Raw genomic sequence first — 23301 nt, forward strand, 5'->3', positions numbered from 1 at the left:
CCCTCGTTCACGTAATCGCTGGCCTTTAAGTAAATCATTAAAGGTATCATCAACCCAGCAATAAACTGCTATGATAAACTCTTCTACTGACATCCCCTGTCCCTTTGAATTTGTTTCGGCAAAACAAAGGTTGGGGTCAGGGGTTGTCATTTCAAACTAATAAAAGTCGAGCATCGCGTTACCTAAGTTAATTGTAGATAAAACATTTAGCGAATGAGTTCAATAACACATAAAAGAAACAGTCATCATCATGAGCATTTGGTAGTAAAGGCTAAGTTAAGGAATCTATGTTCTAGTATTCATGAAGTGAGGTAAGACCGTCAATTTGGAGATGAGATTGATTGGCAGGGGCTGGGCCATCAGTCAACATCATGATATGGTGTGATAAGCCTAGTACAATAGCTGCAGTGATGGCTATGTATGATAACAATAATGAGGGAGAGCCATGCCACGTGAATTAATAACAAAAAACGCTATCAATCATGAGCGGGTGACCATCGTTAACGAACAAAATGAATGTATTGGTGAAAGTACCCGGTCTGAAATGCGCAAACAGGGGCTTTGTCATCGGGCAGTGTATGTGTTTGTCTTTAACCCCCTTGGACAATTGTTTGTTCAAAAACGAACTCCGACCAAAGACGTGTACCCAGGCTTTTATGATCTTGCAGCAGGTGGAGTGGTACAAGCAGGGGAAGACTATGAACAAGCTGCCTATCGTGAGTTAGCAGAAGAAATGGGGATCACAGGTGTACCTTTACAAAGTTACTTTCACTTTTATTTCCAAGAATCGGAGCTGCGGGTTTGGGGGAAGGTCTATATATGCGAGTACGATGGTCCATTTACTTTGGAAGTCGATGAGGTAGAAAATATTGTTCAGTTGTGGCCTGAAGATGTGTTGCGTTCACCCCATTCTTTGCAGTTTACACCTGATAGCTTAATTGCATTACAGCGATTGTGGCCTAAGCTTGCCATTGCTGTTTAAACATGCTTATTAACATAACTTTATTGTGGGTATATCCTTGCAGGAAGCCAAGCAGGGCTTTCTGCTGTTATAAACAATCATGTTGTATTCTTTAACACCCCACCTGTCTTTTTTTGAAATATTACAGTCGTAATTATTTCGTAATCGCTACATGCCTTTTATTTGTTTGATTCAATAAAGCGAGTGTTGATAGCCATTTATTTGGCTTGAATTCTGCAAAGTTTACTCTGGGTTTACAATGCAGAGTGAGAATAGGCATGAGGCTTTATTACATGGATGCAATGCGCAGCACATTGATGCTGTTAGGTGTTGTTTTGCATGCAGCACAAATCTATAACCCTGATCATGTTTGGAAAGTTGTCAGCAGCGAACGGGCTGTATTTTTTTCAGAATTAAGTCAAGTCATTCATTTGTTCAGGATGCCAGCTTTTTTTATTGTTTCTGGTTTTTTTTGCTTAATGACCGTTGTTAAGTATGGTGAGCCAGTCTTTATTAAACTGCGTTCGAAACGAATTATTATTCCGCTAGTATCAACAGTATTGTTGATTAATTCGGTGCAAGAATATCTGTTAGGTAATTTTACGCTACAACGATTCTTTTTAGGTTCAGGATGGGTTTCACATTTATGGTTTCTTATTAATTTGTGCTGGTATTTTTTATTTACCGTTTTGTTAGTGTGGGTCGCCAGGCAACTTCCTTTTTTTAAAGGTATGTTTGCGATCAGTGCCAGTGAAATTCTATCAAGACGCTGGCTTATTTTATTGCTGCCTATGTATGATTTTTTTGTTATTGGGTTGGGTAAAGTTATACCTATATATAGTATTTCGCTCGGTGGTATTACACTTTTTAGCTTTTTGATTTACCTTCAGTATTTTTTGTTTGGTCTCTTTCTTTATCGTAATAAAAATATGCAGTGTATATTTGCCAGTTTTCAGTGGTTGTATTTATTCTTGCTAGTCGGTGCTTGTATCAGTCTTGCGATTGTACAAAAACTGTTTTTTGGGCTTGGTTTAGAGGTTGTTGAGGTTTACTTGCAAGGTTTAATTACCTGGCTTTCATGTCAATTCTGCTTTTGCTTCTTTTCAAAATTATTTAATCGTCAGTCACGAGTATTCTTTTATTTATCTGATGCTTCTTATAGTATTTATCTTTTTCATCATTTGATTGTAATTTGCCTTGGGTTATGGGTTGTTCAGCTAGAGCTGAACATGTATTTCGGGTTTAGCCTTATTGTGGCCTGTGCGATGTTACTTTCATTGTGTATTCACCATTTTCTCATTCTTCGTTTGCCCCTATTGCGTTTGTTATTCAATGGAAAATAGGGGCAGCTTGCTGTGTGTTTAAGTCTTTAGTTAGCGAGCATGTTCATTTGAAGCCTGGACCGGTTTTAAAAAAAACTGTTGTTTCAGGTTAATTAGTCGATCTGGATAATCAGTAATAATGCCATTAATGTCTTGTTTTATGAGTCGTTGCATTTGTGTGGTGTCATTTACTGTCCATACTTGTACCCAAAGTTGGTGCTGGCTTGCGGTGGCTAGCAAAGAAGGGGAGGTTATGAGTCGATCTTCGTAATACTCAGGAACTTGTAATGCAATGGCAGGTGGGCGGTATAAATGACCTAAACCCACTGTATCAAGAATCACCATGTTTTTAACTTCGTTATGAGTGGCAGATGTCGCGACTTTAGGGCAGACTTCACGAAATGTATGAAGAGATGCGGCTATAAATGAGCCAATAATTACATGCTGTTGCATATTATGTTTTCGAATAGTATCGCACACACGCTGTTCAATTCCTGCCTCTTTGATTTCGATAATCATTGGTTTTTCGGGAAAAGAGGTTAACACCGCTGATAAGCTCGGAATCGTTATTCCCTTGTTCCGATAGGGATAGGTTTGTCCTTTATCGTTTGTCCAATAATAACCTGCATCTAATTGTTGTAGATCTTTCCATGACAAATCACTGACTTTACCTTGACCATTTGTTGTGCGATCAACTTGAGGGTCATGCATGATGATCAGGGTGCCGTCAGCAGTGATTCGAACATCCATTTCTAGCATATCAACCCCAAGTTTAATGGCGTTATTAAAGGCAAATAAGGTGTTTTCAGGCCATAATCCTTTACCACCGCGGTGCGCAATCACCAGAGGTGATTCTTGAGCCTGGATAATACTAGGGGCAACTGGGGGAGCGGACAGTGTAGTTATGGTGAAAGGAATAAGGTAAAGGCTCACCAGTAGCAGTATCACTATTGTCGCAAGGCGCTTCATGCTCATCTCACTGTTGTATTTGTTGTTATTTACCGACTACCTTGTTGTACAACGCTTATCGCCAAATGCAAATTGGAGGGCAGGCCCTTTAGATAATAAAATTATGAGTCGGTTGTTACTGCATGTATCCTCTATGCAGAAGTCATAGGACTTTCATTCAAACATAATGTACTGTGTGTGTGGTTGTCATGCAACTTTAGCAAAAGTAAATAACTATTAGTAAATGTAAGTAACTGCTTTAAAGTGCTTATCACAATGACAATTCAATGTATGCTCTGTCGGACAAAGCTACTTGAAAAGAAAATAATGTGCGATTGCTCTGGGCTGGAGAGTAAGCTTAATCATGAGTGATAATCTGTTACAGACTAGCTCACCTTAGATCATTTTGTTTTGAGCTAGCCTGTGTTTAACGTCCATTTATGTGTGAATCCTATTTGCCTTTCTAACAGAATATTATAACTCTCTAATTTTTTTGACGGTATTTTTATTGACAGATTCTTCATCACCACTTTCTGTCTCGTATTCATAAAAGCCTGTGTCCTCATTGAAGTCAGGCTCATCGACCGTTTGGATGTGAGTACCATCTTGCAGTGTGATCAAGTGGGGACTGGAACAGCCTGCGAGTAGAGTAAATAATACAAGGGGTAATACAGCTCTCATTTGACAACTCCTACTAAAGGGTGATCAATTCTACTCCCTTATTATATTAAGCTTAGGAGTATACCTGATTGATGCAAGAATAGGCGGCTTATGCAGTGTTTAGTTCCTATCTGCTGGGCTATCTTTCAGGTTTTCTTGTTGATCATTACAAAGTTCATTCATGTACTAAAACGTTAGTGTTAGTAGGCTAACGTTTGACTCCGCCTTCCTGGCGCTACACTCCTGTTTTAGCTCAAGCCTCTGCTGTTTAAAAGAAAGCCTTGATAGAATCTTTTGTGATTACAGGTTAAATAGCTTTTTAACTTATTCTACTAAGTAATATTTAAAGCTCCAGACATACAATAAAATTATTGAGACCTGTTTCATTAATTTGGTTTGCGGATAATGCAGATGTTTTAAATCTGTGTTGTAGGTAACTGACTATATGCTGACTGGTTGGCCACGAACTAATCATTATTAGTCATCAAAAAAATTGAATTAAGTCAAACACAATACGTATTAATACAGCAATGTTTGCCTAACGAATTGATTCAATGTACATTAATGACCCGATAAAACACTAACGTCATCCATAAAGTTTTAAGTTAAACACTGAAACAAGATATTTGTAGATATCCACCCTAAATAACGAATACTGACTTTTATAGATGAAGGAAGACATCAGGCGTGTAGGGATGAACAACGTAAGATGTGGATATTGTTTATACTGGATATCGCTTAACAGTGTGGAATTCTAGTTAAGGAAAGTCTATGACCCCTGCTGAATTAATGACCGAAGGTCTTTACTTGATGTTGCTTGGAATGGGGTTTGTATTTGTGTTCTTAACACTGCTGGTTTATGCCACGGAGTTCATGTCAGCAGTTGTTCAGAAATTTTTCCCCGAAAAAATAATGCCTGCTAAGTTGGCAAAAGCGAGTCCTGTCCCTACAGACGCAGAAGACACACAACTGATTGCGGTTATCTCTGCAGCTATCCAGCAATATCGTAAAAAGCATACTGATCGGGACTAACAGATAACAATTCATTTTTGGTTAGCGATGGAAAAGGCCTCTCCCCATGAGTGAAAATAAAAAGCCCCTTGGAATTACCGATGTTGTATTACGGGACGCACATCAGTCATTGTTCGCAACACGTCTGCGCTTAGATGACATGTTACCTATTGCCAGTAAGCTCGATCAGGTTGGTTTCTGGTCGTTGGAGTCATGGGGGGGTGCAACCTTTGACTCATGTATACGCTTTTTGGGAGAAGACCCTTGGCATCGCATCCGCGAGCTGAAAAAAGTGATGCCCAAGACCCCCCAGCAGATGCTATTAAGAGGACAAAATTTACTAGGCTATCGTCACTATGCGGATGATGTTGTAGAAAAGTTTGTCGAGCGTGCCGTTAAAAATGGCGTGGATGTGTTCAGAGTATTTGATGCGATGAATGATCCTCGTAACCTTCAAACGGCAATGGTTGCTGTTAAAAAACAAGGTAAACATGCGCAAGGGACGATTTCTTATACAACGAGTCCAGTGCATACCATTGAAAACTGGGTGGATCTGGCAAAACGTATTGAAGATATGGGGGCAGATTCAGTTGCTATTAAAGATATGGCCGGTATTTTAAAGCCCTATGATGCTTTTGAACTTGTCTCTCGCTTAAAAGGCTCACTGTCTATTCCGATTCAGCTTCATTGCCATGCTACTGCAGGTCTTTCGCCGATGACCCTCATGAAAGCCATTGAAGCAGGCATTGATAATGTGGATACGGCTATTTCCTCAATGAGTATGACCTATGGCCATACGCCAACAGAGTCTATTGTTGCTGCTCTACAAAATACTGAGCGGGATACCGGGCTGAACCTGCTACTACTTGAAGAAATTGCAGCTTACTTCCGTGAAGTAAGAAAGAAATACGCTAAATTTGAGGGCAAATTAAAAGGCGTCGACTCTCGTATACTGGTGGCTCAAGTACCAGGTGGTATGTTGACCAATATGGAGAATCAGTTAAAAGAGCAGGGTGCGTTGGACAAATTTGATCAGGTATTAGAAGAAATTCCTGAAGTCAGAAAGGATTTAGGTCACATCCCTCTAGTGACACCTACCTCGCAAATAGTGGGTACACAGGCGGTGCTTAATGTGCTGACAGGTGAGCGCTATAAAAATATCTCAAAAGAAACGGCGGCCATCCTAAAAGGCGAATATGGTGCAGCACCTGCGCCTTTTAATGCTGAATTGCAGAACAGAGTATTAGAAGGTAAAGAAGCCATCACCTGTCGTCCAGGTGATTTAATTCAGCCAGAAATGGATAGACTGGTTACAGAAGTGGCAGCACTTGCTAAAGAAAAAGGCTTTACCCTGGCTGATGAGGTAGTGGACGATGTGTTGATTTATGCACTCTTTCCACAAGTTGGATTGACGTTTCTGCAAAACAGAGGTAATCCTGATGCCTTTGAGCCTGTACCAACAGGAGAAGAGGTGGCTCCAGCTCAGGCCAAATCGACAACAAAAACAGTAAGTGGTAATGACGTCTATACCGTTAAAGTGAATGGGCAGGCTTATGTCGTGGAAGTTGCTGAAGGCGGTGATATACAGTCAGTGGCTGCAGCAGCCGGTCAGTCAGCGGCTACAGCTTCTAGCAGTCAAGACTCTGCGGCTGGAGAGCCCGTATCAGCACCCCTTGCAGGGACAATTTGGAAGGTGCATGTTACGCCAGGGCAAACTGTGCAAGAGGGTGATGTGCTTGTGGTACTGGAAGCGATGAAAATGGAAACAGAGGTTCGAGCCCATAAAACAGGTAAAGTGATCACCGTCAACGTGAAGGACGGCGATACGGTAGTAGTGGGTGATCCGCTGCTGACTCTGGCGTAATAAAGGTGTAGCTTCAATGGAAAAACTCTATGCACTTTGGCAAGGGTCAGGGCTGTATAACTTAGGCTTTGGCCAGTTTGCAATGATTGTAATTGGCTTATTGCTGTTATTTCTTGCCATTCGTAAAAACTTTGAACCTTTGTTACTTGTTCCTATTGGTTTTGGGGGGATTCTTGCCAATATTCCTGAAGCAGGACTGGCTTTTTCTGCTTTAGACAAAGCACTGTATCAGGCGGCTAGTTACCTGGTTTCTGATGATATTGGTTTACAACAGCATGCTCAGCATGTGGTAACGGCTATTGCAGGGGCACTTCAAGTTAAAACAACAGATCCAATGTTGTTGTTAAAAGAATACGCCTCAGCTTCCCAACACCTGCAAATGGCGGCTATGAATACAGCACTTGATTTACAATATAATCATGGCGTGCTGTATTATTTTTATTCAGTAGGTATTGGTAGTGGTGTCTTCCCCTTATTGATCTTTATGGGGGTAGGGGCGATGACAGACTTTGGGCCGTTACTTGCCAATCCCAAAACCTTGTTTCTAGGGGCTGCTGCTCAGTTTGGTATTTTTGCAACGGTTTTAGGGGCGCTTGGTCTTTCGGCTACTGGTCTGATGGACTTTTCGGTGGCTGATGCTGCTGCCATTGGCATTATTGGTGGGGCAGATGGGCCTACGGCGATTTATGTGTCCAGTGTGCTGGCGCCCCATCTGCTAGGTGCTATAGCCATTGCTGCTTACTCTTATATGGCATTGGTTCCGTTGATTCAGCCACCCATTATGCGTGCGTTAACAACGGAGGCTGAGCGAAAAATTGAGATGACTCAATTGCGTCATGTGTCTAAAACGGAAAAAATCTGCTTCCCGCTGGTTTTATTAATCTTAGTGGCGCTATTTATTCCAGATGCTGCCCCATTATTAGGTATGTTCTGTTTTGGGAATTTAATGCGTGAATGTGGTGTTGTTGACCGGTTGAGTGACACAGCGCAAAATGCCCTAATTAATATTGTCACCATCTTTTTAGGACTATCTGTTGGTTCAAAATTAGTAGCGGATAAGTTTTTGCAAACCGAAACTTTAGGGATTTTAGCGCTGGGGATTGTTGCCTTTGCAATTGGTACTGCGACAGGAGTACTTATGGCAAAAGTGATGAATAAAGTCAGTAAACATAAGGTTAATCCATTAATTGGTTCGGCAGGGGTGTCTGCTGTGCCGATGGCTGCTAGAGTATCAAATAAGCTGGGACTGGAAGCTAACCCTCATAACTTCTTATTAATGCATGCTATGGGACCAAATGTTGCCGGTGTGATTGGTTCTGCTGTGGCGGCTGGTGTTATGATTAAGTACGTTTCTGGTTTATAAAGTCATCTGTGCGTCATCCTAAATAAGGGTGGCGCCCAATCAAGCACAAGCACATGGAAGCGCATATTGAACTTACCTGGCTGACGGCCTCCCTCATTGGTCTTATTATTCTCTTAGCGGTTTACTTCCACATTGCTGCTTTTCAGCCTAGAACCGTTAATCATGCGCCTACGCTCCTCACCAGTATCGGTATTTTTGGAACCTTTTTAGGGATTGCTTTAGGCTTAAAGGATTTTGATACAACCGATATTCAAGCCAGTGTACCCATGCTGATTGAAGGATTAAAAACCGCTTTTTGGTCATCTATTGCGGGGTTGAGTGCTGCACTTACGATTAAAGCTCGGTTTGTGTTGAGTAAGCCAAGCCGAGCAGAAACCACTCATTATCAGACGCAGTTAGAGCTGTTAGGTGAGATTCGTGATGTCACTCAACTGCAAGGTAACAACTTGCAACAGTCAATTGTTGTTATGCATGAGGAGCTTAAACAGGCTATCGTTCAGTTGCAGTGTATTTATGAGCAGCATCAACAGGCATTGACGACCAAACAAACACAAGCACTACAGGCAAGCTTGCGTGAGCTGATGGTTGAGTTTAATGAAAAAATTGAAGTGCAGTATGGTGAAAACTTTCAAGCTTTAAATAAAGCTGTTGGCAGAATGCTTGAATGGCAACAGGTTACTCAGCAGCAGTTGGATGAGTTTGTCGCGCAACAAAAAGTCTCCCAGCAAATTATGAATGAAGCCACTGCAGCACATGAGCGAGTAGTGACTCAGACGGGTGTTTTTGCTCAGGTATCTGGCGCATTGGAACAATTACTGGGTGGGCTAGAGCAACAGGCAAAAGGCCTGGAAGATTATCTTAAGTTATTAGCGACAATTGTTAATTCTGCCTCCAGTGGTTTACCTAAACTGGAAGAGCGTATTATTAGTTTAACTTCGGGGTTGGCAGATACGCTGACCATGAACCAACAGCAAATGAAGCATTTGTTGACTGAAACCGCAAAAGACCTTGTGCTTGAACATCAGGGCCTAGTGAGTCAGTTACAGCACTATCAACATGTGCTGGATAAGCAGGGAGAAAGCTTAGTTACGCTTTCAGAAAAACATTGGCAGCAACTAGACGATCTATTAACGACCCAATTAAATAAGTCACTTGAAACCTTTGGTTATCAATTGACAGCCTTGTCAGAAAAGTTTGTTAGTGACTATGCACCACTCACTGAAAAATTACGAAAAATAATAACTATTGCTGAAGCAATGGACGCGTAATACCAAGCCATTGAGGGATAAAACTAATACGTTTTAACTAAGGGCGCTACGATGTTTACTGAAGAGCATGCCGCCGAGAGTGAGTCTCATTGGGTGGCAATGAGTGATTTAATGGCTGGTCTGTTGATGATCTTCATGCTGATTGCGGTACTGTTTGTGGTGGTTATTGAGCACGAGCGTAATAAAATTCGTAATGTGGCACTTATTTATCAGCGGCTCAAATTGGACTTGCATACACGGCTATATACAGAGTTTAAGGATGATTTACCGCGCTGGGGCGCAACATTAAGTGATGATGCCAGTATCCGTTTTAATAATACAGATAGTTTATTTGATCGTGGTAAGTCAGAGCTGAAAACTGAATTTCAGATGATTCTCGCTAACTTTTTTCCTCGCTACTTGAAAATTATTACGGATGGTGATTTTAGAGGCGCTGTGGAAGAGGTTAGAATTGAAGGGCATACCGATAGTGGTTGGGATAATGCCTTCGATCAGGATGATGCTTATGTTAAAAATATGGCATTATCCCAGGCAAGAACACGAACAACACTTGCCTATTTACTTGCGCTGGAGCATGAACTTGTGCAACAAGAGAAGCCATGGCTAAAAGCGCACTTAACAGCCAATGGGTTGTCTTCTTCAAAATTGATTTATACAGAAAGTCATGAGGAAAACAGTGCACAGTCGCGTCGTGTTGAGTTTAGGTTAAGAACAGATGCTGAAGCTAGAATAGCTGAAATTATAGAAGGTATTCAGTGAAGCTCATTAATTTTTTAGCATTTGACGCTTTTAATCAATTAAAAGAAAAAATGGGGGCTAAGAAGCTAGGTTATTTTGAGATATTTAATCCGGAAAAGCATCTGACAGGTAATGAGCGTATTATCTTATCTGAAGCAGCACTGACGATTGAAAGCCGGTATTTACGAATACTTTGTGATCAAACTACCGCCTATAAAAATAGCAGAATTATTGTTGCAGGTAAGGAACAAACGCTGCATGTTAGTTACTGCGAACAGGTTGAGTATATGTGTAAGCAGTCAGTATCTTTGGTGATTTCCGCGAACGAAAACCTGTTAAATTCGATACAGTATCAGAAGTTTTCCATTTGTCATTTATGTCTACAGAAAATTCGCTATAAAGGATTTGATCAGCGAATTAAACGTCGGGCAGGGCATAATCAACTGATTATTTGTCAGTTTTCGCTACAGGCATTTTTTGTAGCCTATCCACCCTACCCACTCTTATTTTGAAAGTCTCAAACCAAGTATGCTACTAAAGTACTAGTTAATACTGGTTATAGTCATGCTTTGGTTGAAATATACCAATTTGAGGCTGATTATATTGACGTTTTTTCTTATAGGTTACGCGAGTGTTTGCATTATTCCGTCGGCTCGGATAAGCGTTCTCGGTAGGTTGATAATCATGGCTGTTACCTGATGTGTAGTGCCGATTGCCTCGCGAGTATGGGTATTGACCCTTTGCTTGGTTGTTTCTGTGGTTAGAGGTGTTAACTTCCTGTTGTTGAGGGTAGTACGTGTCACTCGGCAACTGTTCTTGAGTTTGTTGCATATTGTGGCGCATCCGGTAAGGGTGACCGTGTGTACGGCGTGGACGCTTGGGTTTTTCCTCTCGCTCTTGAGGCTCGGGTGGTTTTTGACCAGTAAACTGTTCGTAGACTGTTGGGTATAAATACTTTGGCATACTATCTCCGGCTATTGATTAAGCCTTATCACTACCTTGTTCACGAATTAATACTGCAATTTCATGTTTGCTAACGGGTTAATCAGACATTAACCCGTTAGCAAACAGTTAAAAAAAGAAAAGAAAAAGCTAAATTTTTACGTAATTAATTCGTTATAGATAAATCATAAAAAACAATCACCTTCCAGCTGCATAGGCAACTTGAAGCTTAAATTCGGGGCTACTCTTGATTTGACAAGAAACTAAAAGCTTTGCACGTAGTATTAGTTGTGCTGCTTTAATATGTGACTAACGGTTTGGTTGTAATACATTGTCTTCCAAAGAAACAATTAACTTCTTAATTTCATAAAAATAGAGATGCAATGGCTACGTTTTACCAATGGCAATTATCAACAAGCTTCCTTAGCACGTCAAAAATTGAAAACCAAGGTAAAAACAATGCAGAGGCTATTTGGGTCCTTTGGCTCTACAGGTTTTCTCGGTAGCTTTACAATAAATCTAAAAATTAGGTGGTTAGATTTATTCGTTAAGTCAGGCGCTTATACGTTTAAAGTCGTATATTTAGGTGGCCTACTACACTAGAAGTACCAAGACGTCAGCGATTCTATTATAAATTCGATTGAATCACAATACAAAAAATTATATTAGATTAATGTGGATTGAAGTCATTTTGCTGGAAAGTAATTGTAAATCCACAGCAAAAGCTTTTAGTGGGGCTAGTCTGACCTGTTAAGGCTAGTGATAGCAACCACCTATAGCAATCACCGTTATTATAGAAAAATGCACTGTCTTAGTTATAGAGAAATGATCAGAAACAAGGTTATCGAAGTTGTTGTATGCCTACTATTTTCCAACTGTCCTCACTGGATAGTTTCTCCAAATGCCAAAGGTGAGCGTAAGCAATTACATCTTTCTGATCAGATAGCTTCATCCAGCCATGAAATTTAATGCTAAGCATGCTGATATCTCCCATATGATTAGCATGGGTAATATCATTGAAAACAGTGACAATCGATGTAGAGGGTTGGCTCTCCATGTTTTCTCGGTCACTCAATAACTGCTCATATAATTCAGGTGAGGTGAGACTGGCGATTACACTGTCCTGATGGTGAGTAAGTGCATGATGAAGTTGCTTAAAGTCTGCTTTGGCTTGTTCTAAGTATTGCTCAGGGTTGAAGTTTGGGGGCAGATCAAACTGCTCAAAATGCGGGTTGACTTGCTCAGCTTCTAAAGAGGCAAGTGCTTGGACGGCCGCTGACCGAGTATTGGGTTGTGGGGGGGGGTTGGCTACTTCCTCTGCAATTGGGTCTGGATCAGAGGCAGAGACCGCAAGGTTTTCTGGATATGATACAGGAGGCTGCTTAGTTGGTTTAGCAGCTGGCTGTTGAGCATGGACTGGTGGAGTGTAAGGAATAGTGATATCTCCACGAACAGGCGTTACAGTTGTTTGCGGTTGCGGTTGCGGTTGCGGTTGCGGTTGCGGTTGCGGTTGCGGTTGCGGTTGCGGTTGCGGTGCAGTATTTATGGTCCGTTGGGCTTGCAGGTGGAGGTTGCTTTCACGTAACCCTGTTTCTACTGAGTAATGCTCATTTTGAAGTGCTTGCTCGGCAAAGGTTGGCTCTTCTCTAAATCTACTATGTCCTTGAGAAGGGGAGGCACCAGATTGGCGTCGGAACCAAAAGACCAATAAGCAAACTGCGCAGGCGATAATAACAATATCTATCAGTTCCAGCCCATCAAAGTCACTACCATAAAGTAACCAGGCTACAAGGCCAGACCCAATCACATTTGCCAATATACGGTCATCATTCTCTGATTCCGCTAAGCTGGACTCATGCTGTTCTGTTGAGGGGGTTGAAGTAGCCTCTTCAGCTGAGAGTAAGGGGCTGAGGAACATTATACTGATACAACAGTATAAAATAGCCAGTTGCAGACGCTTCAATGCGATAGCTCCAATTGTCAAACACAGTTACTGCCAAAGTTGAAATTATGCCCAGTCAGAACGTTTGCTGCAATTGGCGTTTATCAGCAGGAGTGTGGTAAGTGTCAAGAGTAGCAAATTTTGTGTATTGTGATGCACTGGTTGATGCAGGCGCTAATGTGTCGTGTTTTTGTATGCACATTAGAGCCACTCGCTTAAAAGAAAATGAGTACTTGCTTATTTGCTTGTTGTAGTTGATCTGGGCAGAAGCAGAAATAGTTAATTGAAGGGGGCTATCCCCTACGGAGCAGGTTTACTGTTTTGGGACTTAGCTCTGCAAATCCATTAATCTGCCAGGGAAATTTTTTTGCAACATGACGTCTTAGTTATGTTTATAATGTAAAAGCTCACCCTTAAAGTATGATAAAACAGGGAATACTGAGGTATTTCATGAAGTCGATTGATGAACTCACCGCGTTTTATGTAGATGCATTTACCGAAGGTAAGGGAGATTTGGTCAAGCAGAGCGAACTGATAGGCAATACCCTTTATCAAAGTGTGCAGAAAGGGCTGCTGGTTTGGCTAGCGGCAATTATTATTGCTGCGTTAGTGTTTTCCAGTAGTACTTGGATTTTATTTTTTATTTTGGCATCAGCTGCTGTGATTGGCTGGTTGGTAAATGACCAGTATAAACAGGCAAAGCAAGCCTTTAATGAACGATGTTATGCTGAAATCTTTCCCAAGCTTGTTCAGTTTGTTAATGGAAATTTACACTACGCACCTGCGCGTGTAGTTTCACAGCATATCTTTACAGACGCCAAGCTAATTCCTCTGCCATTCAATGCTTATTCTGGGCAAGACTACTTGTCAGGAGAGTACGATGGTGTCCATTTTGAAGCCTCAACAGTTACTGTTAAGCATCAAAATGAGTCTTCAAATCCACTCATTAAATGTTTAGCTCAAGATAAGGAGTTATTTAGTGGTGTGTTGATTCGGGCGGAATTTGAGTTGGCGAGTAAAGGTCAAGTTGTTATTTTGCCAAAAAATAAGCCAGATTTTGATCCTGAGTATTTGGGGGCAAAATGCTATTCAAGATTGGAGCGTTGCCCAGTAAAATTCGCTGAGTTTGAGCGAAGTTTTGTGGTGCTTGCTTCAGATTCTATGCTAGCAAAGTCATTGCTTTCGGAGCGTTTTATGCTTCGGATCCTGTCATTGCAGCAGAAGTTTGGAAATAATGTGTATATTACGGTTGCTGATGGCCACATTACTATTGCTGTAAATGGTTTACATATATTTGATCGCTCCAGAAATATATACTTTGATAACTTCTATGCTGATGATGTGATGAGCTGGTATGGTGATCTTATGCGCGTATTTACTGTTTTTTATGATCTTGGTTTGACTTCTCGCGCGTCGTAAACATATGAGTTGAGTAACAACAGTGTTATCTGTTTATTTCAAGGAGGTAAACAAGATGTGTTGTTACTCACTTGTTGTTAGATTTTAAAAAAATATACAAAGTAATTTCTACTGATTCAGCCACCATTGACTGTAACGGTCAGGATACACAGGACGTATATCTTCTTTTTCAATGTAACGTTTTCCTTGCTTTCCTTCATTATCAGTAATGATGACCGTTAGCTTAACGGTGTTGATAGGGTAACGAAAACGGTAAATCCCTCGGTCACTCAAAGACTCATCAATAATTACACGGTCAAAGTCGTTAAAGACTTTAATATTGCCTCCGGCAATAGGGCTGCCTTCTTGGCTGTATGCTCGAACAGTGATGTAATCATTGATAGATGAGAAATAGACGGCAAGAGGGTATTTTGCGTGCATTTTTTCAATGTGACTACAGCCAGCAACTATAAAACTTAACCCACAGGCGATTAACAAATAACTTATCTTCCGCATAGCCTTGCCCTTACTCCAGAGTTGATTTATGTACATTGTTATCAAATGTTTGTTGTGTATTTGTACTCTTAGTGTGCGTGTATTGGACGACAGTTCAAAGGTTGCTATAGGTTTAAGTGCGTTGCGATAACCAGCACACAACGTGTAATCCTTTACGGTTTGTTTTTCTCCTTTTGTAAACATAGCCAAATTCAGCACGATATGGGTTTAAACGTCAGTCAAGTCAGATGACAATGATATTAAGCTTTAGAAAAGTGATTAAATGCGTTGTCAATAAAACTTGCTGGCTAAGGAGGGCGGATGACGTTGTGCGTCAAAAGATACTGAGTGCCTGTTTTTACAGGCACCGTAGACTGGTAGTGAGTTATTTGTCTTTCTGAAAAGCAAAAGTCACTTAAGTTGTTCTTCAATTAATTAATGAGTGAATTTTGGTTTTGATAAGGTCAATCGCTATGCGGTTTTTGCCGCCGTGAGGAATAATCAGGTCAGCATACTGGCGGGAAGGCTCAATAAATCTTAAATACATGGGGCGGACAGTTTCCTGATACTGCGAAATAACCATGTTGATATCGCGACCGCGGCTAATGATATCTCGTTGTAAGCGGCGCAGTAGACAAACATCCAGTGGGGTGTCCATATAAAAGCGAAGATCAAACTCTTCTCGTAGCTCAGGGGTTGCTAGCAGCAGAATCCCTTCGATAATAACAACCTTGGTTGGTTGAACGGTACGTGTTTCTGTTCGACGGTTATGAATGGAGTAGTCATAAACAGGTACTTGTACCGCATTGCCTTTTTTAAGCTCCTGCATATGCTGGATCAGCAAGCCATGGTCGAGAGAACTAGGATGATCGTAGTTGGTTTTGACTCGTTCCTCCATAGTTAAGTGGCTTTGGTCTTTATAGTAAGAGTCTTCAGAGATAACAACTAAGTGTTCTGATGGTAATTCTTTGGCCAGCGTCTGTGCTAATAAGCTTTTACCAGATGCTGATGCGCCAGCAATACCCACTAATATCGTTTTTTGAGACATCGATGATAGCCTTAGGGAACTTGCACGGTACAGAGTCAAAATTTTTGCGATTCTACTGAAATTTCTATGTGAAGTGCATCAGTTTTTTTACCTATCGGTTTTCATGGGTAGTTTATTTGATGATAACTGATGGATAAATCACTGCTTAATATAAAACTTAAGTGGTTTTTGCTGCTGTTGAAAGTAAAAGGAGATGAAACTTGCGCTTGTGAAGTAGGAGTAGTCACCTATGGGGAGATGATTCCTACTTTAATAGCATCCTGCGACAGGGAATAATGAGTCTATAGTACTCTCTATATGCATATTTAGTATAAATGTGTTATTTTTTATTATTATTCAATAGCTTAAGATTCCGGTATGCTTCCGCGTCAACACGAGAGACCCAGTGCTATGCCTTTCTAGCGTGCATTTAGCAAGCATGAAGGGCCGTTTTTCTGGGTAGAGTCCTCTGTGGCGTTATAGCATGATTGGTAATGAAACATTATCAAGGTAAAAGATCATTGCCCAGCCACTATACATCACATCGGTGCCTTTAGTTTTTTAGTAGGTGAACTTGTATGAGCAAACGTATGCTGCAACGTACTCTTTGGGTGTTATTTCCACTAATGGTGCTGTTAGCCGGATGTGAACAGTCTTCAGAAAGTGCTAGCACAGAAAAAACAATAAAAGTGGGAAGTTCTGGGAGCTACTATCCCTTTACTTTTGTAGAGAAGGATAAGTTGCAAGGCTTTGAAATTGACCTTTGGAATGAAATCGGTAAGCGTCAGGGCTATAAAGTTGAGTTTGTAACCGCTAAGTTTTCTGGCCTGTTTGGTATGTTGGAAACAGGAAAAATTGATACGATTTCAAATCAAATTACCATTACGGATGAGCGGGCAAAGAAATATTTATTTTCTGACCCTTATGTTTATGATGGAGCACAGTTGGTTGTTCATAAAGATAATACCTCGATTCAGGGTATAAATGATTTGGTCGGCAAAAAAGTGGCTGTGAATTTAGGCTCAAACTTTGAGCAGGTTTTACGAAACTCATCAGTTGGCGACCAAATTAATATCACAGCCTATGATGGTGGTATGGAGCAAGATGTTGCGATAGGAAGAATGGATGCCTTTATGATGGATAAGGTATCTGTATTGGCATTGATTAAAAAGTCAAACTTACCACTGAAGTTAGCTGGAAAACCTGTTGAGACTATTGCTAATGCTTTACCTTTTAAAAAGAATGAGGCAGGTACAAAGCTTCAACAGCAGGTTAACGAAGCGCTGGCAGCAATGCGTGCTGATGGTTCTCTGGCGCGTATTTCAAAACACTGGTTTGATGCGGATATAACGGCGAAACCATGATTCAATTTGATGTACACTATGCCCTAGAGTTACTCCCAATAATTCTAAAGTATTTGCACATTACACTGGGTATGGCTGCTATATCGTTAGTAATAGCCCTGTTAACAGGGCTATTGTTGGCTCTTATCAAGGTGTTTAAATGGCCTGGGCTGGTTTGGTTAGCGGACCTTTTTATTTCGTTTTTCAGAGGCACACCTTTACTGGTTCAGCTTTTTTTATTCTATTATGGCTTACCCCAATTATTTCCTGCACTAAAAGATATGACTGCATTTCAAGCAGCCATCGCAGGGCTAAGCTTGCACTTTGCCGCTTATATGGCAGAGAGTATGAGAGCCGCCATATTAAGTGTTGAGTCATCCCAGCGAGAGGCTGCGTTAAGTATTGGCTTAACAGAAATTCAGGCGATGCGTCGTATTATTTTGCCTCAGGCTGCACGTATTGCGATTCCACCATTAATGAATAATTTTATTGATCTGCTCAAATCAACATCCCTAGCATTTACATTAGGTGTGGCTGAAATCATGGCGAAAGCACAGTTGGAAGCCGCGAGTAGCTTTAAGTTTTTTGAAAGCTATTTGGTGGTGGCTCTAGTGTATTGGTTTATTGTTGTGCTATGTACTAAAGGGCAGCATTGGTTGGAAGTGCGGTTAAGCCGGGGGTATCGATAGTATGATTTCGGTAAATGGACTCAGTAAAACCTATGGCACGCAAACTGTTTTTAATGACTTAAACTTTTCGATTAAGAAGGGAGATATTATTGCTATTATCGGCCCTTCAGGCACAGGAAAGTCAAGCCTTTTACGTTGTTTGAATTATTTGGAAGTGCCAACTTCAGGCAGTATTACCATTGATGATTTAACCGTTGATAGTGAGCGTTATACAAAACAGCAAGTATTAAAACTGCGTCAATATACGTCGTTTGTTTTTCAGAATTTTGCTTTATTTAAAAATAAAACCGCTATTCAAAATATTATGGAAAGTCTGTTGGTGGTTAAAAAAATGCCTTTTGCTGAGGCTGAAAACAAAGCCATGAATATCCTTTCTGAAGTAGGGTTAGCAGATAAGCGTGACGTGTATCCTGCTATGCTATCTGGAGGACAGCAACAGCGGGTAGGGATTGGCCGAGCTTTAGCAACCGATAGTAAGGTCATGTTGTTAGATGAGCCTACATCTGCGCTGGACCCTGAAATTGTCGCTGATATTTTAACATTACTACGCCAGCTCGCTAAAAAAGAAATGACAATGATGGTAGTGACTCATGAGTTGCGCTTTGCCAAGCAATTGGCCAGCGAAGTCTGGTTTATGAGTGACGGTGAGCTTGTGGAGCGAGATACACCCCACCAGCTCTTTTCCTCCCCTAAGGACCCACGAACTCAACGGTTTTTAGAACACCTTGGGGCTTAACTTAGTGTTCATGGTTACCATGGGGGGTGACCACAATATTGCCCGCAGCACCAGGCTGCATGACAGCGTGATGCGCTTTAGCAATATCGCTTAACGCAAAGACATCACGCACAACCGGGTCCAGTAATCCTTGAGATAGCCCGCTATATAAATACTCAAATGTTTCTAATAATTCTGCTGGACTGCTGTTAAATAACGCCATACCGATAACCATTGCATCTTTTGCCATCAGTAGTCGTGGATTAATGCTGACCTCACCCCGGCTGCCAATCACTATGACACGACCATTAAAGGCAAGAGCAGGTAAATCGTGGCCTAAATTTTTATTGGCTAACATTTCTAAAATAATGTTAATCCCATTGCCAATAATATTTTTAGGAAGCAGTGTCAGGTGGTCTGCCTGATGATGATCAATAACATAGTCTGCACCCAATAAGGTAAGCAGCTGCCTTCCCGAATCGCTGCCAGCACTGGCAATCACTTTTAAACCATGAGCTTTGGCTATTTGCAGTGCGGCAGTACCTACACCGCCAGAGGCACCATGAATTAAAACTGTTTCGCCAGGTTTTGCTTGAGCTTTTTGAATTAATGCGCGATAGGCTGTGGTATATGGTGTGCCCAAACAGGCGCCCTGGGCAAATGTAATGTTATCGGGTAATGGATGAACTTGAGAGGCTTCGCACAGTGCAAACTCTGCACAGGTTCCGGTAATGCTGCCTGAACAATAAACACGATCACCTACCTTTAAGTGCTGAATATTTTCGCCTAATGCTTCAATAGTACCGGCACCATCTTTACCCGGTGTATAGGGAAATTGAGCTGTATAATTATTGCTGCCAGCACGTATGTAAGTATCAACAGGGTTAACGCCAGCGGCCATTATCTTTATGAGAACTTGGCTCTTTGCCACTTGGGGCATGTCAATGCGCTGTTCTTGTAATACGTCAGTATCACCATGTTGATGTACACGAATAGCTTGCATGATATTTTCCTCAATACACATGTATTGTATTTGTTGTTATACGTTATCTGTATTAACTATCTGGATATCATCCACAACTATTCCTGCTGTGGAGTAATACCAGCGAATGTTGAGATTCCAAAGTGATATACCATGATAGCGAGGTGGCTCATTATCAGCTATGGGTTTATTGCGCAGATAGGCAGGTCTTGGGTCTTGGGCTAATGTTTGTTCAATGAGTTGAGCTAAAGCACGGCCTGTTTGAGCTTGGTAGTTTATACAAAACTGTTGTACATCACTTGTAAATAATATATTCAGTTTATTTGGAGTTTGGTTGTCAAAGGGCTGATCAGCATAACCATAAGTTGCATCAGTAATGATATCAGCATAAGGCAGATAGGGTTTAATATCCAAAACCGGTGTTTGATCTAATAAGTCTACGCCGCTAAGTTTTAAGCAAATTTCACTACCCTTAATATTAATGCCATCCAGTTTTACTGCTGAAAGACCTAAAGGGTTTGGGCGGTGGGTAGAGCGTGTTGCGAAAACACCTAAGCGTTGCTTACCACCGAGGCGTGGAGGTCGAATTGTGGGTAACCAATCATCACTTTGAGTCTGATGGAAAATAAATGTTATCCAGATATGCGAAAACTGTTCTAAGCCTTTGACTGCTTCTGCACGGTTGAAGGGGGGAGAAAGCACTAAGTCAGCAGTTGCCGCTGGCGCCAATCGTGACTGTCTGGGAATGCCAAATTTTTCTTTGAAGCAGGAGTGAATAATACCTATCGGATTTAGGCTAATAGGGGTAATAGACACGGAGTTGAACCTGTTTTACTTTATCAGCACAAAATGCCGCTGTATTAGCGGCTATTCAGCATATAACTCATCTTCGGCAACGGCAAGTGACTCTGCAGCAATACAATCAAAAACAGAAATTCTTTCCAGTGGGGTCTCATTATTCAGTGCCCAGCTCAGTGTTGCAAAATCCTGCCATTTGGGTCCCCGCTTTTGACTGTTGTTAGCAGCCCATAGTGCTAAACGAATAAAGCGGGATTGCCATTTTTCGCGGTATGGCTCAAGCAGATAACTGACAAAAGGACCTTGATGCTCTTCTTCTAACACGTGTTGTGCTTTTTTAATAATATCTGCGTCACTTTCAAACCACATGAGTGAATCAAAATTTCTGACGACCCATAATTTATTCCGGCGCATAGCTTGCTGTAAGGCTGTGGGAGTGAAAATGTCCGGGTACTCCTGTTGCCAGTTAGCCATTATGTTTTGATAATCAAGGGGTTGGGGTTGCCATTGTTTCAGTCCGCAATATTCAAGTGTCATCAGAACTTCTGCAGTGAGTGGCTGCCCTGACTGTGAGTTTAAGGCTAAAAAATGTGGTAAAACGGTTTGTAAGTAATTGATAGAAATAGACAGTGTATACACTTCCTGTCGTAAGTGGCTGATAATATTTTCACAGCTACGTTTGGAGCTTAACGGGGTTAGCCAGCCATCAATAATGCCTAACTTTTCCTTAAGCAAAATACCTATTAGTCGGTATTGCCCGTATTCTTTGCATAAAATGACAATGGATTGGGCGCCTGCACCATCGACCGCAGAGCTGAAAACTTTCTCTATATTGGCTTGCTCTGGTACTTCATAGTGTGCACAGGGGGTGCCTTGCTTTCGAATACTACGAATTATACGGTCTAGAGTCGCTTGTTCAGGCTTGTCAATCCAGTTGCGAATGGTAATCAGGCGTCGCAGGCCAAGCGGGGTAACGAGTCGCTGATACTGAGAAGTTTGGAGTAACTTAAGTAAGGTTTGCCGTACTTCTTTTTGCTTATGAAGTAAAAAGAGCAATGTGCCTTCTCGGATATTATCATGATGCGTCTGCAATAATGATTGCAGTAGCGGATCAAGTATGGAGTCACGAATAAACGTTAGTTGCTCAGCAAATAATAGATAAAAGTCATACTCGGTTTGGATTGCTTCTTCATCAAGCAACAGTTGCAGTGCTTCCTGTGGCTCCAATGTCACAAGCTCAGAAGCATGATCGACTTTTTCTGAGTAGTAATCAGACTGCCACTCTTTTGTTTGGTCAATAAAGTTAACATCCATGGGCAAATCAAGACTGGCCAGGAGGCCAATAATACTCATCATGGCCTCGCCATTGATTTGCTCACTATTCATATAGTTAGTGAGTTGAAGTTGGACTTGCTGCCAACCTTCTTCTGCATTGGTTCGACCTTCTCGAATATCGATCATTAACTGCAGTAAACTGGCAAACAAAAGTCGTTCAAAGGCTTCGTTATGATAGGGGGATGAAGATGAATTATTAGAAACTTCTAGGCCAATGGGTAAAAGCTCACTGATAAAGTCAGCAGGTGTGCGCCAGCCCATTGAGTATATCGCGCGCCAGTCGGGTGCCGTTGAGTCGCCTGCTTCTTCAATTTCTTGTGCTACTGATGCTAATAACTGAGCTGCAAGAGCTTGGTTAGATGGCATGTATAATTAACCTTTCTATTAGAACGTGCTACAAGTGATTAAACACGGTTAGTCACTCTAGCATCAATATATTGTGAAATAAATCTACTTTTACTGAGCCCTTTGAAGGTTGTTCTCAATTAGAATGTGAAATAGAGACCTGATCATCAGTTTGTATTTCATTAATCGTGTATAAAATACTCACTGTCAACTTTGACATTTCTAACTAGATTTTTTCGATTGATCAATTGCGTAAAACGAATAATTAAGATACCTCATAACAGCTAAGAGAAGTTAGCTGTTTGCAGAAAGCGAGCACGGAGACTCATCATGGCGTTTTTAATCATTACCCTTATTAGCTTGTTGACGCTAGCAGCCGCTATACTTGCTTGTGTCTTGCTACCTCAATGCTTTTGGCGGTTGAATGATGAGTTGCGTGAAGGACTACTGTTAGAACAAGTATTACCTGTAAGTTTTCCTGTATTAGGCGCTATATCTACCCTCTGTGTTTTTCTTATGTTTTTATTATCTAAACCTGTATTTATTGCTGCTGTTATCATGGTGACTGTGGCGGCAGGCCTTTTCGCTGCAGGTTTTTATATGATACCTCAATTGGTTCAAAGTTATAAAAATAGGGCGAAGCAAATTTATGGTGCTGAACAGTTGGTTCAACAATGGCAGTTTGCTTGTGTTGGCACAGCAGCTGGCGCAGCTTTATTGAGTACTATTGTTATTGTTTTACTTTAGATGTGTTGAAGAGCAATATTAATACTCCCCCCCTGACTTTTACTTCATCAATATCTCTAGATCTGCCAGTGTTGCAATAGCATTGACTGGCAGGCTGCCGACCTAAGCGACGAAAACGTCAATATCCACTTATGTCAAAATGTGTACTGCCTTGCATTTTGCCGCTATGTACAGGACAAAAAGCTGAATAAATAAGAAAAATCAATTAGTTAGAAGTGAATTGATCCCTCATTGGTATTACAATTCAGGCTGCGAAACCATGAAGAATTGTAAAACAATGAAAGAGATCAATTCACTCACCAAAGAGCTTAAAGGGGTTTTTGGTTGGCATCAAGCCCGAGTCACCTTGCTAGCCCAATTTATTCTAGCACTGGTAAAGGTTCGTTCAGTCAATCTCACACGTATAGC

Annotated in this window: 22 protein-coding genes and 2 pseudogenes; 14 read left to right on the forward strand and 10 right to left on the reverse strand. The window is 41.2% G+C overall.

Going from position 1 to position 23301, the window contains the following annotated elements:
• Positions 1 to 93: pseudogene (locus tag F607_RS36085) on the reverse strand (IS982 family transposase); the annotation flags it as partial.
• A 352-nt stretch (positions 94 to 445) separates the two neighbouring features.
• On the opposite strand from F607_RS36085, the gene yfcD reads away from it, so the two are divergent.
• Both yfcD and F607_RS0115810 read left to right on the forward strand, forming a co-directional pair.
• Entirely contained in the window at positions 446 to 982 is a 537-nt protein-coding gene (gene yfcD, locus F607_RS0115805) for an NUDIX hydrolase YfcD (protein ID WP_038291574.1), read from the forward strand.
• 272 nt (positions 983 to 1254) lie between these two features.
• Positions 1255 to 2304: an acyltransferase family protein gene (locus F607_RS0115810; protein WP_027708868.1), complete on the forward strand. Its 1050-nt coding sequence runs from the start codon at positions 1255 to 1257 to the stop codon at positions 2302 to 2304.
• 30 nt (positions 2305 to 2334) lie between these two features.
• Here F607_RS0115810 and F607_RS30050 read toward each other — a convergent pair whose 3' ends face one another.
• Positions 2335 to 3252, reverse strand: coding sequence for a glycerophosphodiester phosphodiesterase family protein (locus F607_RS30050; protein ID WP_169719810.1), 918 nt, complete (start codon positions 3250 to 3252; stop codon positions 2335 to 2337).
• Positions 3253 to 3705: 453 nt separating this feature from the next.
• On the reverse strand, positions 3706 to 3912 hold the full coding sequence (locus F607_RS0115820) for a YgdI/YgdR family lipoprotein (protein ID WP_027708869.1): 207 nt from the start codon (positions 3910 to 3912) through the stop codon (positions 3706 to 3708).
• A 750-nt stretch (positions 3913 to 4662) separates the two neighbouring features.
• Between F607_RS0115820 and F607_RS0115825 the strand changes: the two genes are divergently transcribed.
• The 6 genes from F607_RS0115825 to F607_RS0115850 are packed head-to-tail and all read left to right on the forward strand — an operon-like array spanning position 4663 to position 10647.
• On the forward strand, positions 4663 to 4923 hold the full coding sequence (locus tag F607_RS0115825) for an OadG family protein (protein WP_027708870.1): 261 nt from the start codon (positions 4663 to 4665) through the stop codon (positions 4921 to 4923).
• Positions 4924 to 4969: 46 nt separating this feature from the next.
• The gene (gene oadA, locus F607_RS0115830) at positions 4970 to 6766 is read left to right on the forward strand and encodes a sodium-extruding oxaloacetate decarboxylase subunit alpha (RefSeq protein WP_027708871.1); all 1797 of its coding nucleotides are present in this window, start codon (positions 4970 to 4972) and stop codon (positions 6764 to 6766) included.
• Positions 6767 to 6782: 16 nt separating this feature from the next.
• Positions 6783 to 8129, forward strand: coding sequence for a sodium ion-translocating decarboxylase subunit beta (locus F607_RS0115835; RefSeq protein ID WP_027708872.1), 1347 nt, complete (start codon positions 6783 to 6785; stop codon positions 8127 to 8129).
• A 53-nt stretch (positions 8130 to 8182) separates the two neighbouring features.
• A complete protein-coding gene (locus F607_RS0115840) occupies positions 8183 to 9397 on the forward strand; it encodes a synaptonemal complex protein 1 (RefSeq protein ID WP_027708873.1) in 1215 nt (404 codons plus the stop codon).
• A 51-nt stretch (positions 9398 to 9448) separates the two neighbouring features.
• Positions 9449 to 10156, forward strand: coding sequence for an OmpA family protein (locus F607_RS0115845; protein WP_027708874.1), 708 nt, complete (start codon positions 9449 to 9451; stop codon positions 10154 to 10156).
• The gene (locus tag F607_RS0115850) at positions 10153 to 10647 is read left to right on the forward strand and encodes a hypothetical protein (RefSeq protein WP_027708875.1); all 495 of its coding nucleotides are present in this window, start codon (positions 10153 to 10155) and stop codon (positions 10645 to 10647) included. The genes F607_RS0115845 and F607_RS0115850 overlap by 4 nt, the downstream gene beginning before the upstream one ends.
• A 34-nt stretch (positions 10648 to 10681) precedes the next feature.
• Here F607_RS0115850 and F607_RS0115855 read toward each other — a convergent pair whose 3' ends face one another.
• Both F607_RS0115855 and F607_RS0115865 read right to left on the reverse strand, forming a co-directional pair.
• The gene (locus F607_RS0115855) at positions 10682 to 11098 is read right to left on the reverse strand and encodes a hypothetical protein (protein ID WP_027708876.1); all 417 of its coding nucleotides are present in this window, start codon (positions 11096 to 11098) and stop codon (positions 10682 to 10684) included.
• 820 nt (positions 11099 to 11918) lie between these two features.
• The gene (locus F607_RS0115865; RefSeq protein WP_038291575.1) at positions 11919 to 13040 is read right to left on the reverse strand and encodes a Tim44 domain-containing protein; all 1122 of its coding nucleotides are present in this window, start codon (positions 13038 to 13040) and stop codon (positions 11919 to 11921) included.
• A 429-nt stretch (positions 13041 to 13469) separates the two neighbouring features.
• Between F607_RS0115865 and F607_RS0115870 the strand changes: the two genes are divergently transcribed.
• Positions 13470 to 14438, forward strand: coding sequence for a DUF3137 domain-containing protein (locus tag F607_RS0115870; protein WP_027708879.1), 969 nt, complete (start codon positions 13470 to 13472; stop codon positions 14436 to 14438).
• Between the two features lie 108 nt (positions 14439 to 14546).
• Here the strand turns inward: F607_RS0115870 and F607_RS0115875 are convergent, their stop codons facing one another.
• Positions 14547 to 14933 carry a hypothetical protein gene (locus F607_RS0115875; RefSeq protein WP_027708880.1) on the reverse strand — a complete coding sequence of 129 codons (387 nt, stop codon included), beginning with the start codon at positions 14931 to 14933 and terminating at the stop codon, positions 14547 to 14549.
• Positions 14934 to 15339: 406 nt separating this feature from the next.
• Positions 15340 to 15960: a uridine kinase gene (gene udk, locus F607_RS0115880; RefSeq protein ID WP_027708881.1), complete on the reverse strand. Its 621-nt coding sequence runs from the start codon at positions 15958 to 15960 to the stop codon at positions 15340 to 15342.
• A 557-nt stretch (positions 15961 to 16517) separates the two neighbouring features.
• On the opposite strand from udk, the gene F607_RS0115885 reads away from it, so the two are divergent.
• Genes F607_RS0115885 through F607_RS0115895 form a run of 3 tightly spaced genes read left to right on the forward strand, consistent with a single transcriptional unit; the run spans position 16518 to position 18707 of the window.
• The gene (locus tag F607_RS0115885) at positions 16518 to 17303 is read left to right on the forward strand and encodes an amino acid ABC transporter substrate-binding protein (protein WP_230400419.1); all 786 of its coding nucleotides are present in this window, start codon (positions 16518 to 16520) and stop codon (positions 17301 to 17303) included.
• The gene (locus F607_RS0115890; RefSeq protein ID WP_157365494.1) at positions 17300 to 17971 is read left to right on the forward strand and encodes an amino acid ABC transporter permease; all 672 of its coding nucleotides are present in this window, start codon (positions 17300 to 17302) and stop codon (positions 17969 to 17971) included. The genes F607_RS0115885 and F607_RS0115890 overlap by 4 nt, the downstream gene beginning before the upstream one ends.
• A gap of 1 nt (position 17972) precedes the next feature.
• A complete protein-coding gene (locus tag F607_RS0115895; RefSeq protein WP_027708884.1) occupies positions 17973 to 18707 on the forward strand; it encodes an amino acid ABC transporter ATP-binding protein in 735 nt (244 codons plus the stop codon).
• A gap of 1 nt (position 18708) precedes the next feature.
• On the opposite strand, the gene F607_RS0115900 is transcribed toward F607_RS0115895, so the two are convergent.
• The 3 genes from F607_RS0115900 to F607_RS0115910 are packed head-to-tail and all read right to left on the reverse strand — an operon-like array spanning position 18709 to position 22167.
• Positions 18709 to 19689, reverse strand: a complete 981-nt coding sequence (locus tag F607_RS0115900; RefSeq protein WP_027708885.1) for an NADPH:quinone reductase — start codon at positions 19687 to 19689, stop codon at positions 18709 to 18711.
• A gap of 36 nt (positions 19690 to 19725) precedes the next feature.
• Positions 19726 to 20484: a tRNA (N6-threonylcarbamoyladenosine(37)-N6)-methyltransferase TrmO gene (tsaA, locus tag F607_RS0115905; RefSeq protein WP_027708886.1), complete on the reverse strand. Its 759-nt coding sequence runs from the start codon at positions 20482 to 20484 to the stop codon at positions 19726 to 19728.
• A gap of 51 nt (positions 20485 to 20535) precedes the next feature.
• The gene (locus F607_RS0115910) at positions 20536 to 22167 is read right to left on the reverse strand and encodes a DUF7401 domain-containing protein (protein ID WP_027708887.1); all 1632 of its coding nucleotides are present in this window, start codon (positions 22165 to 22167) and stop codon (positions 20536 to 20538) included.
• A 309-nt stretch (positions 22168 to 22476) separates the two neighbouring features.
• Between F607_RS0115910 and F607_RS0115915 the strand changes: the two genes are divergently transcribed.
• Positions 22477 to 22893, forward strand: a complete 417-nt coding sequence (locus F607_RS0115915; protein ID WP_027708888.1) for a hypothetical protein — start codon at positions 22477 to 22479, stop codon at positions 22891 to 22893.
• 277 nt (positions 22894 to 23170) lie between these two features.
• Positions 23171 to 23301, forward strand: a pseudogene (locus tag F607_RS36090) (IS4 family transposase); the annotation flags it as partial.

It is taken from the genome of Zooshikella ganghwensis DSM 15267 (genome assembly GCF_000428585.1).
GTDB classification, from domain to species: Bacteria; Pseudomonadota; Gammaproteobacteria; order Pseudomonadales; family Zooshikellaceae; genus Zooshikella; species Zooshikella ganghwensis.

Bases quoted from the DNA above. Each gene is read 5' to 3' on its own strand.
- yfcD (WP_038291574.1), top strand. From the start codon at position 446: ATGCCACGTGAATTAATAACAAAAAACGCTATCAATCATGAGCGGGTG.
- F607_RS0115810 (WP_027708868.1), top strand. From the start codon at position 1,255: ATGGATGCAATGCGCAGCACATTGATGCTGTTAGGTGTTGTTTTGCAT.
- F607_RS30050 (WP_169719810.1), bottom strand. From the start codon at position 3,252: ATGAAGCGCCTTGCGACAATAGTGATACTGCTACTGGTGAGCCTTTAC.
- F607_RS0115820 (WP_027708869.1), bottom strand. From the start codon at position 3,912: ATGAGAGCTGTATTACCCCTTGTATTATTTACTCTACTCGCAGGCTGT.
- F607_RS0115825 (WP_027708870.1), top strand. From the start codon at position 4,663: ATGACCCCTGCTGAATTAATGACCGAAGGTCTTTACTTGATGTTGCTT.
- oadA (WP_027708871.1), top strand. From the start codon at position 4,970: ATGAGTGAAAATAAAAAGCCCCTTGGAATTACCGATGTTGTATTACGG.
- F607_RS0115835 (WP_027708872.1), top strand. From the start codon at position 6,783: ATGGAAAAACTCTATGCACTTTGGCAAGGGTCAGGGCTGTATAACTTA.
- F607_RS0115840 (WP_027708873.1), top strand. From the start codon at position 8,183: ATGGAAGCGCATATTGAACTTACCTGGCTGACGGCCTCCCTCATTGGT.
- F607_RS0115845 (WP_027708874.1), top strand. From the start codon at position 9,449: ATGTTTACTGAAGAGCATGCCGCCGAGAGTGAGTCTCATTGGGTGGCA.
- F607_RS0115855 (WP_027708876.1), bottom strand. From the start codon at position 11,098: ATGCCAAAGTATTTATACCCAACAGTCTACGAACAGTTTACTGGTCAA.
- F607_RS0115870 (WP_027708879.1), top strand. From the start codon at position 13,470: ATGAAGTCGATTGATGAACTCACCGCGTTTTATGTAGATGCATTTACC.
- F607_RS0115875 (WP_027708880.1), bottom strand. From the start codon at position 14,933: ATGCGGAAGATAAGTTATTTGTTAATCGCCTGTGGGTTAAGTTTTATA.
- udk (WP_027708881.1), bottom strand. From the start codon at position 15,960: ATGTCTCAAAAAACGATATTAGTGGGTATTGCTGGCGCATCAGCATCT.
- F607_RS0115885 (WP_230400419.1), top strand. From the start codon at position 16,518: ATGAGCAAACGTATGCTGCAACGTACTCTTTGGGTGTTATTTCCACTA.
- F607_RS0115890 (WP_157365494.1), top strand. From the start codon at position 17,300: ATGATTCAATTTGATGTACACTATGCCCTAGAGTTACTCCCAATAATT.
- F607_RS0115895 (WP_027708884.1), top strand. From the start codon at position 17,973: ATGATTTCGGTAAATGGACTCAGTAAAACCTATGGCACGCAAACTGTT.
- F607_RS0115900 (WP_027708885.1), bottom strand. From the start codon at position 19,689: ATGCAAGCTATTCGTGTACATCAACATGGTGATACTGACGTATTACAA.
- F607_RS0115910 (WP_027708887.1), bottom strand. From the start codon at position 22,167: ATGCCATCTAACCAAGCTCTTGCAGCTCAGTTATTAGCATCAGTAGCA.
- F607_RS0115915 (WP_027708888.1), top strand. From the start codon at position 22,477: ATGGCGTTTTTAATCATTACCCTTATTAGCTTGTTGACGCTAGCAGCC.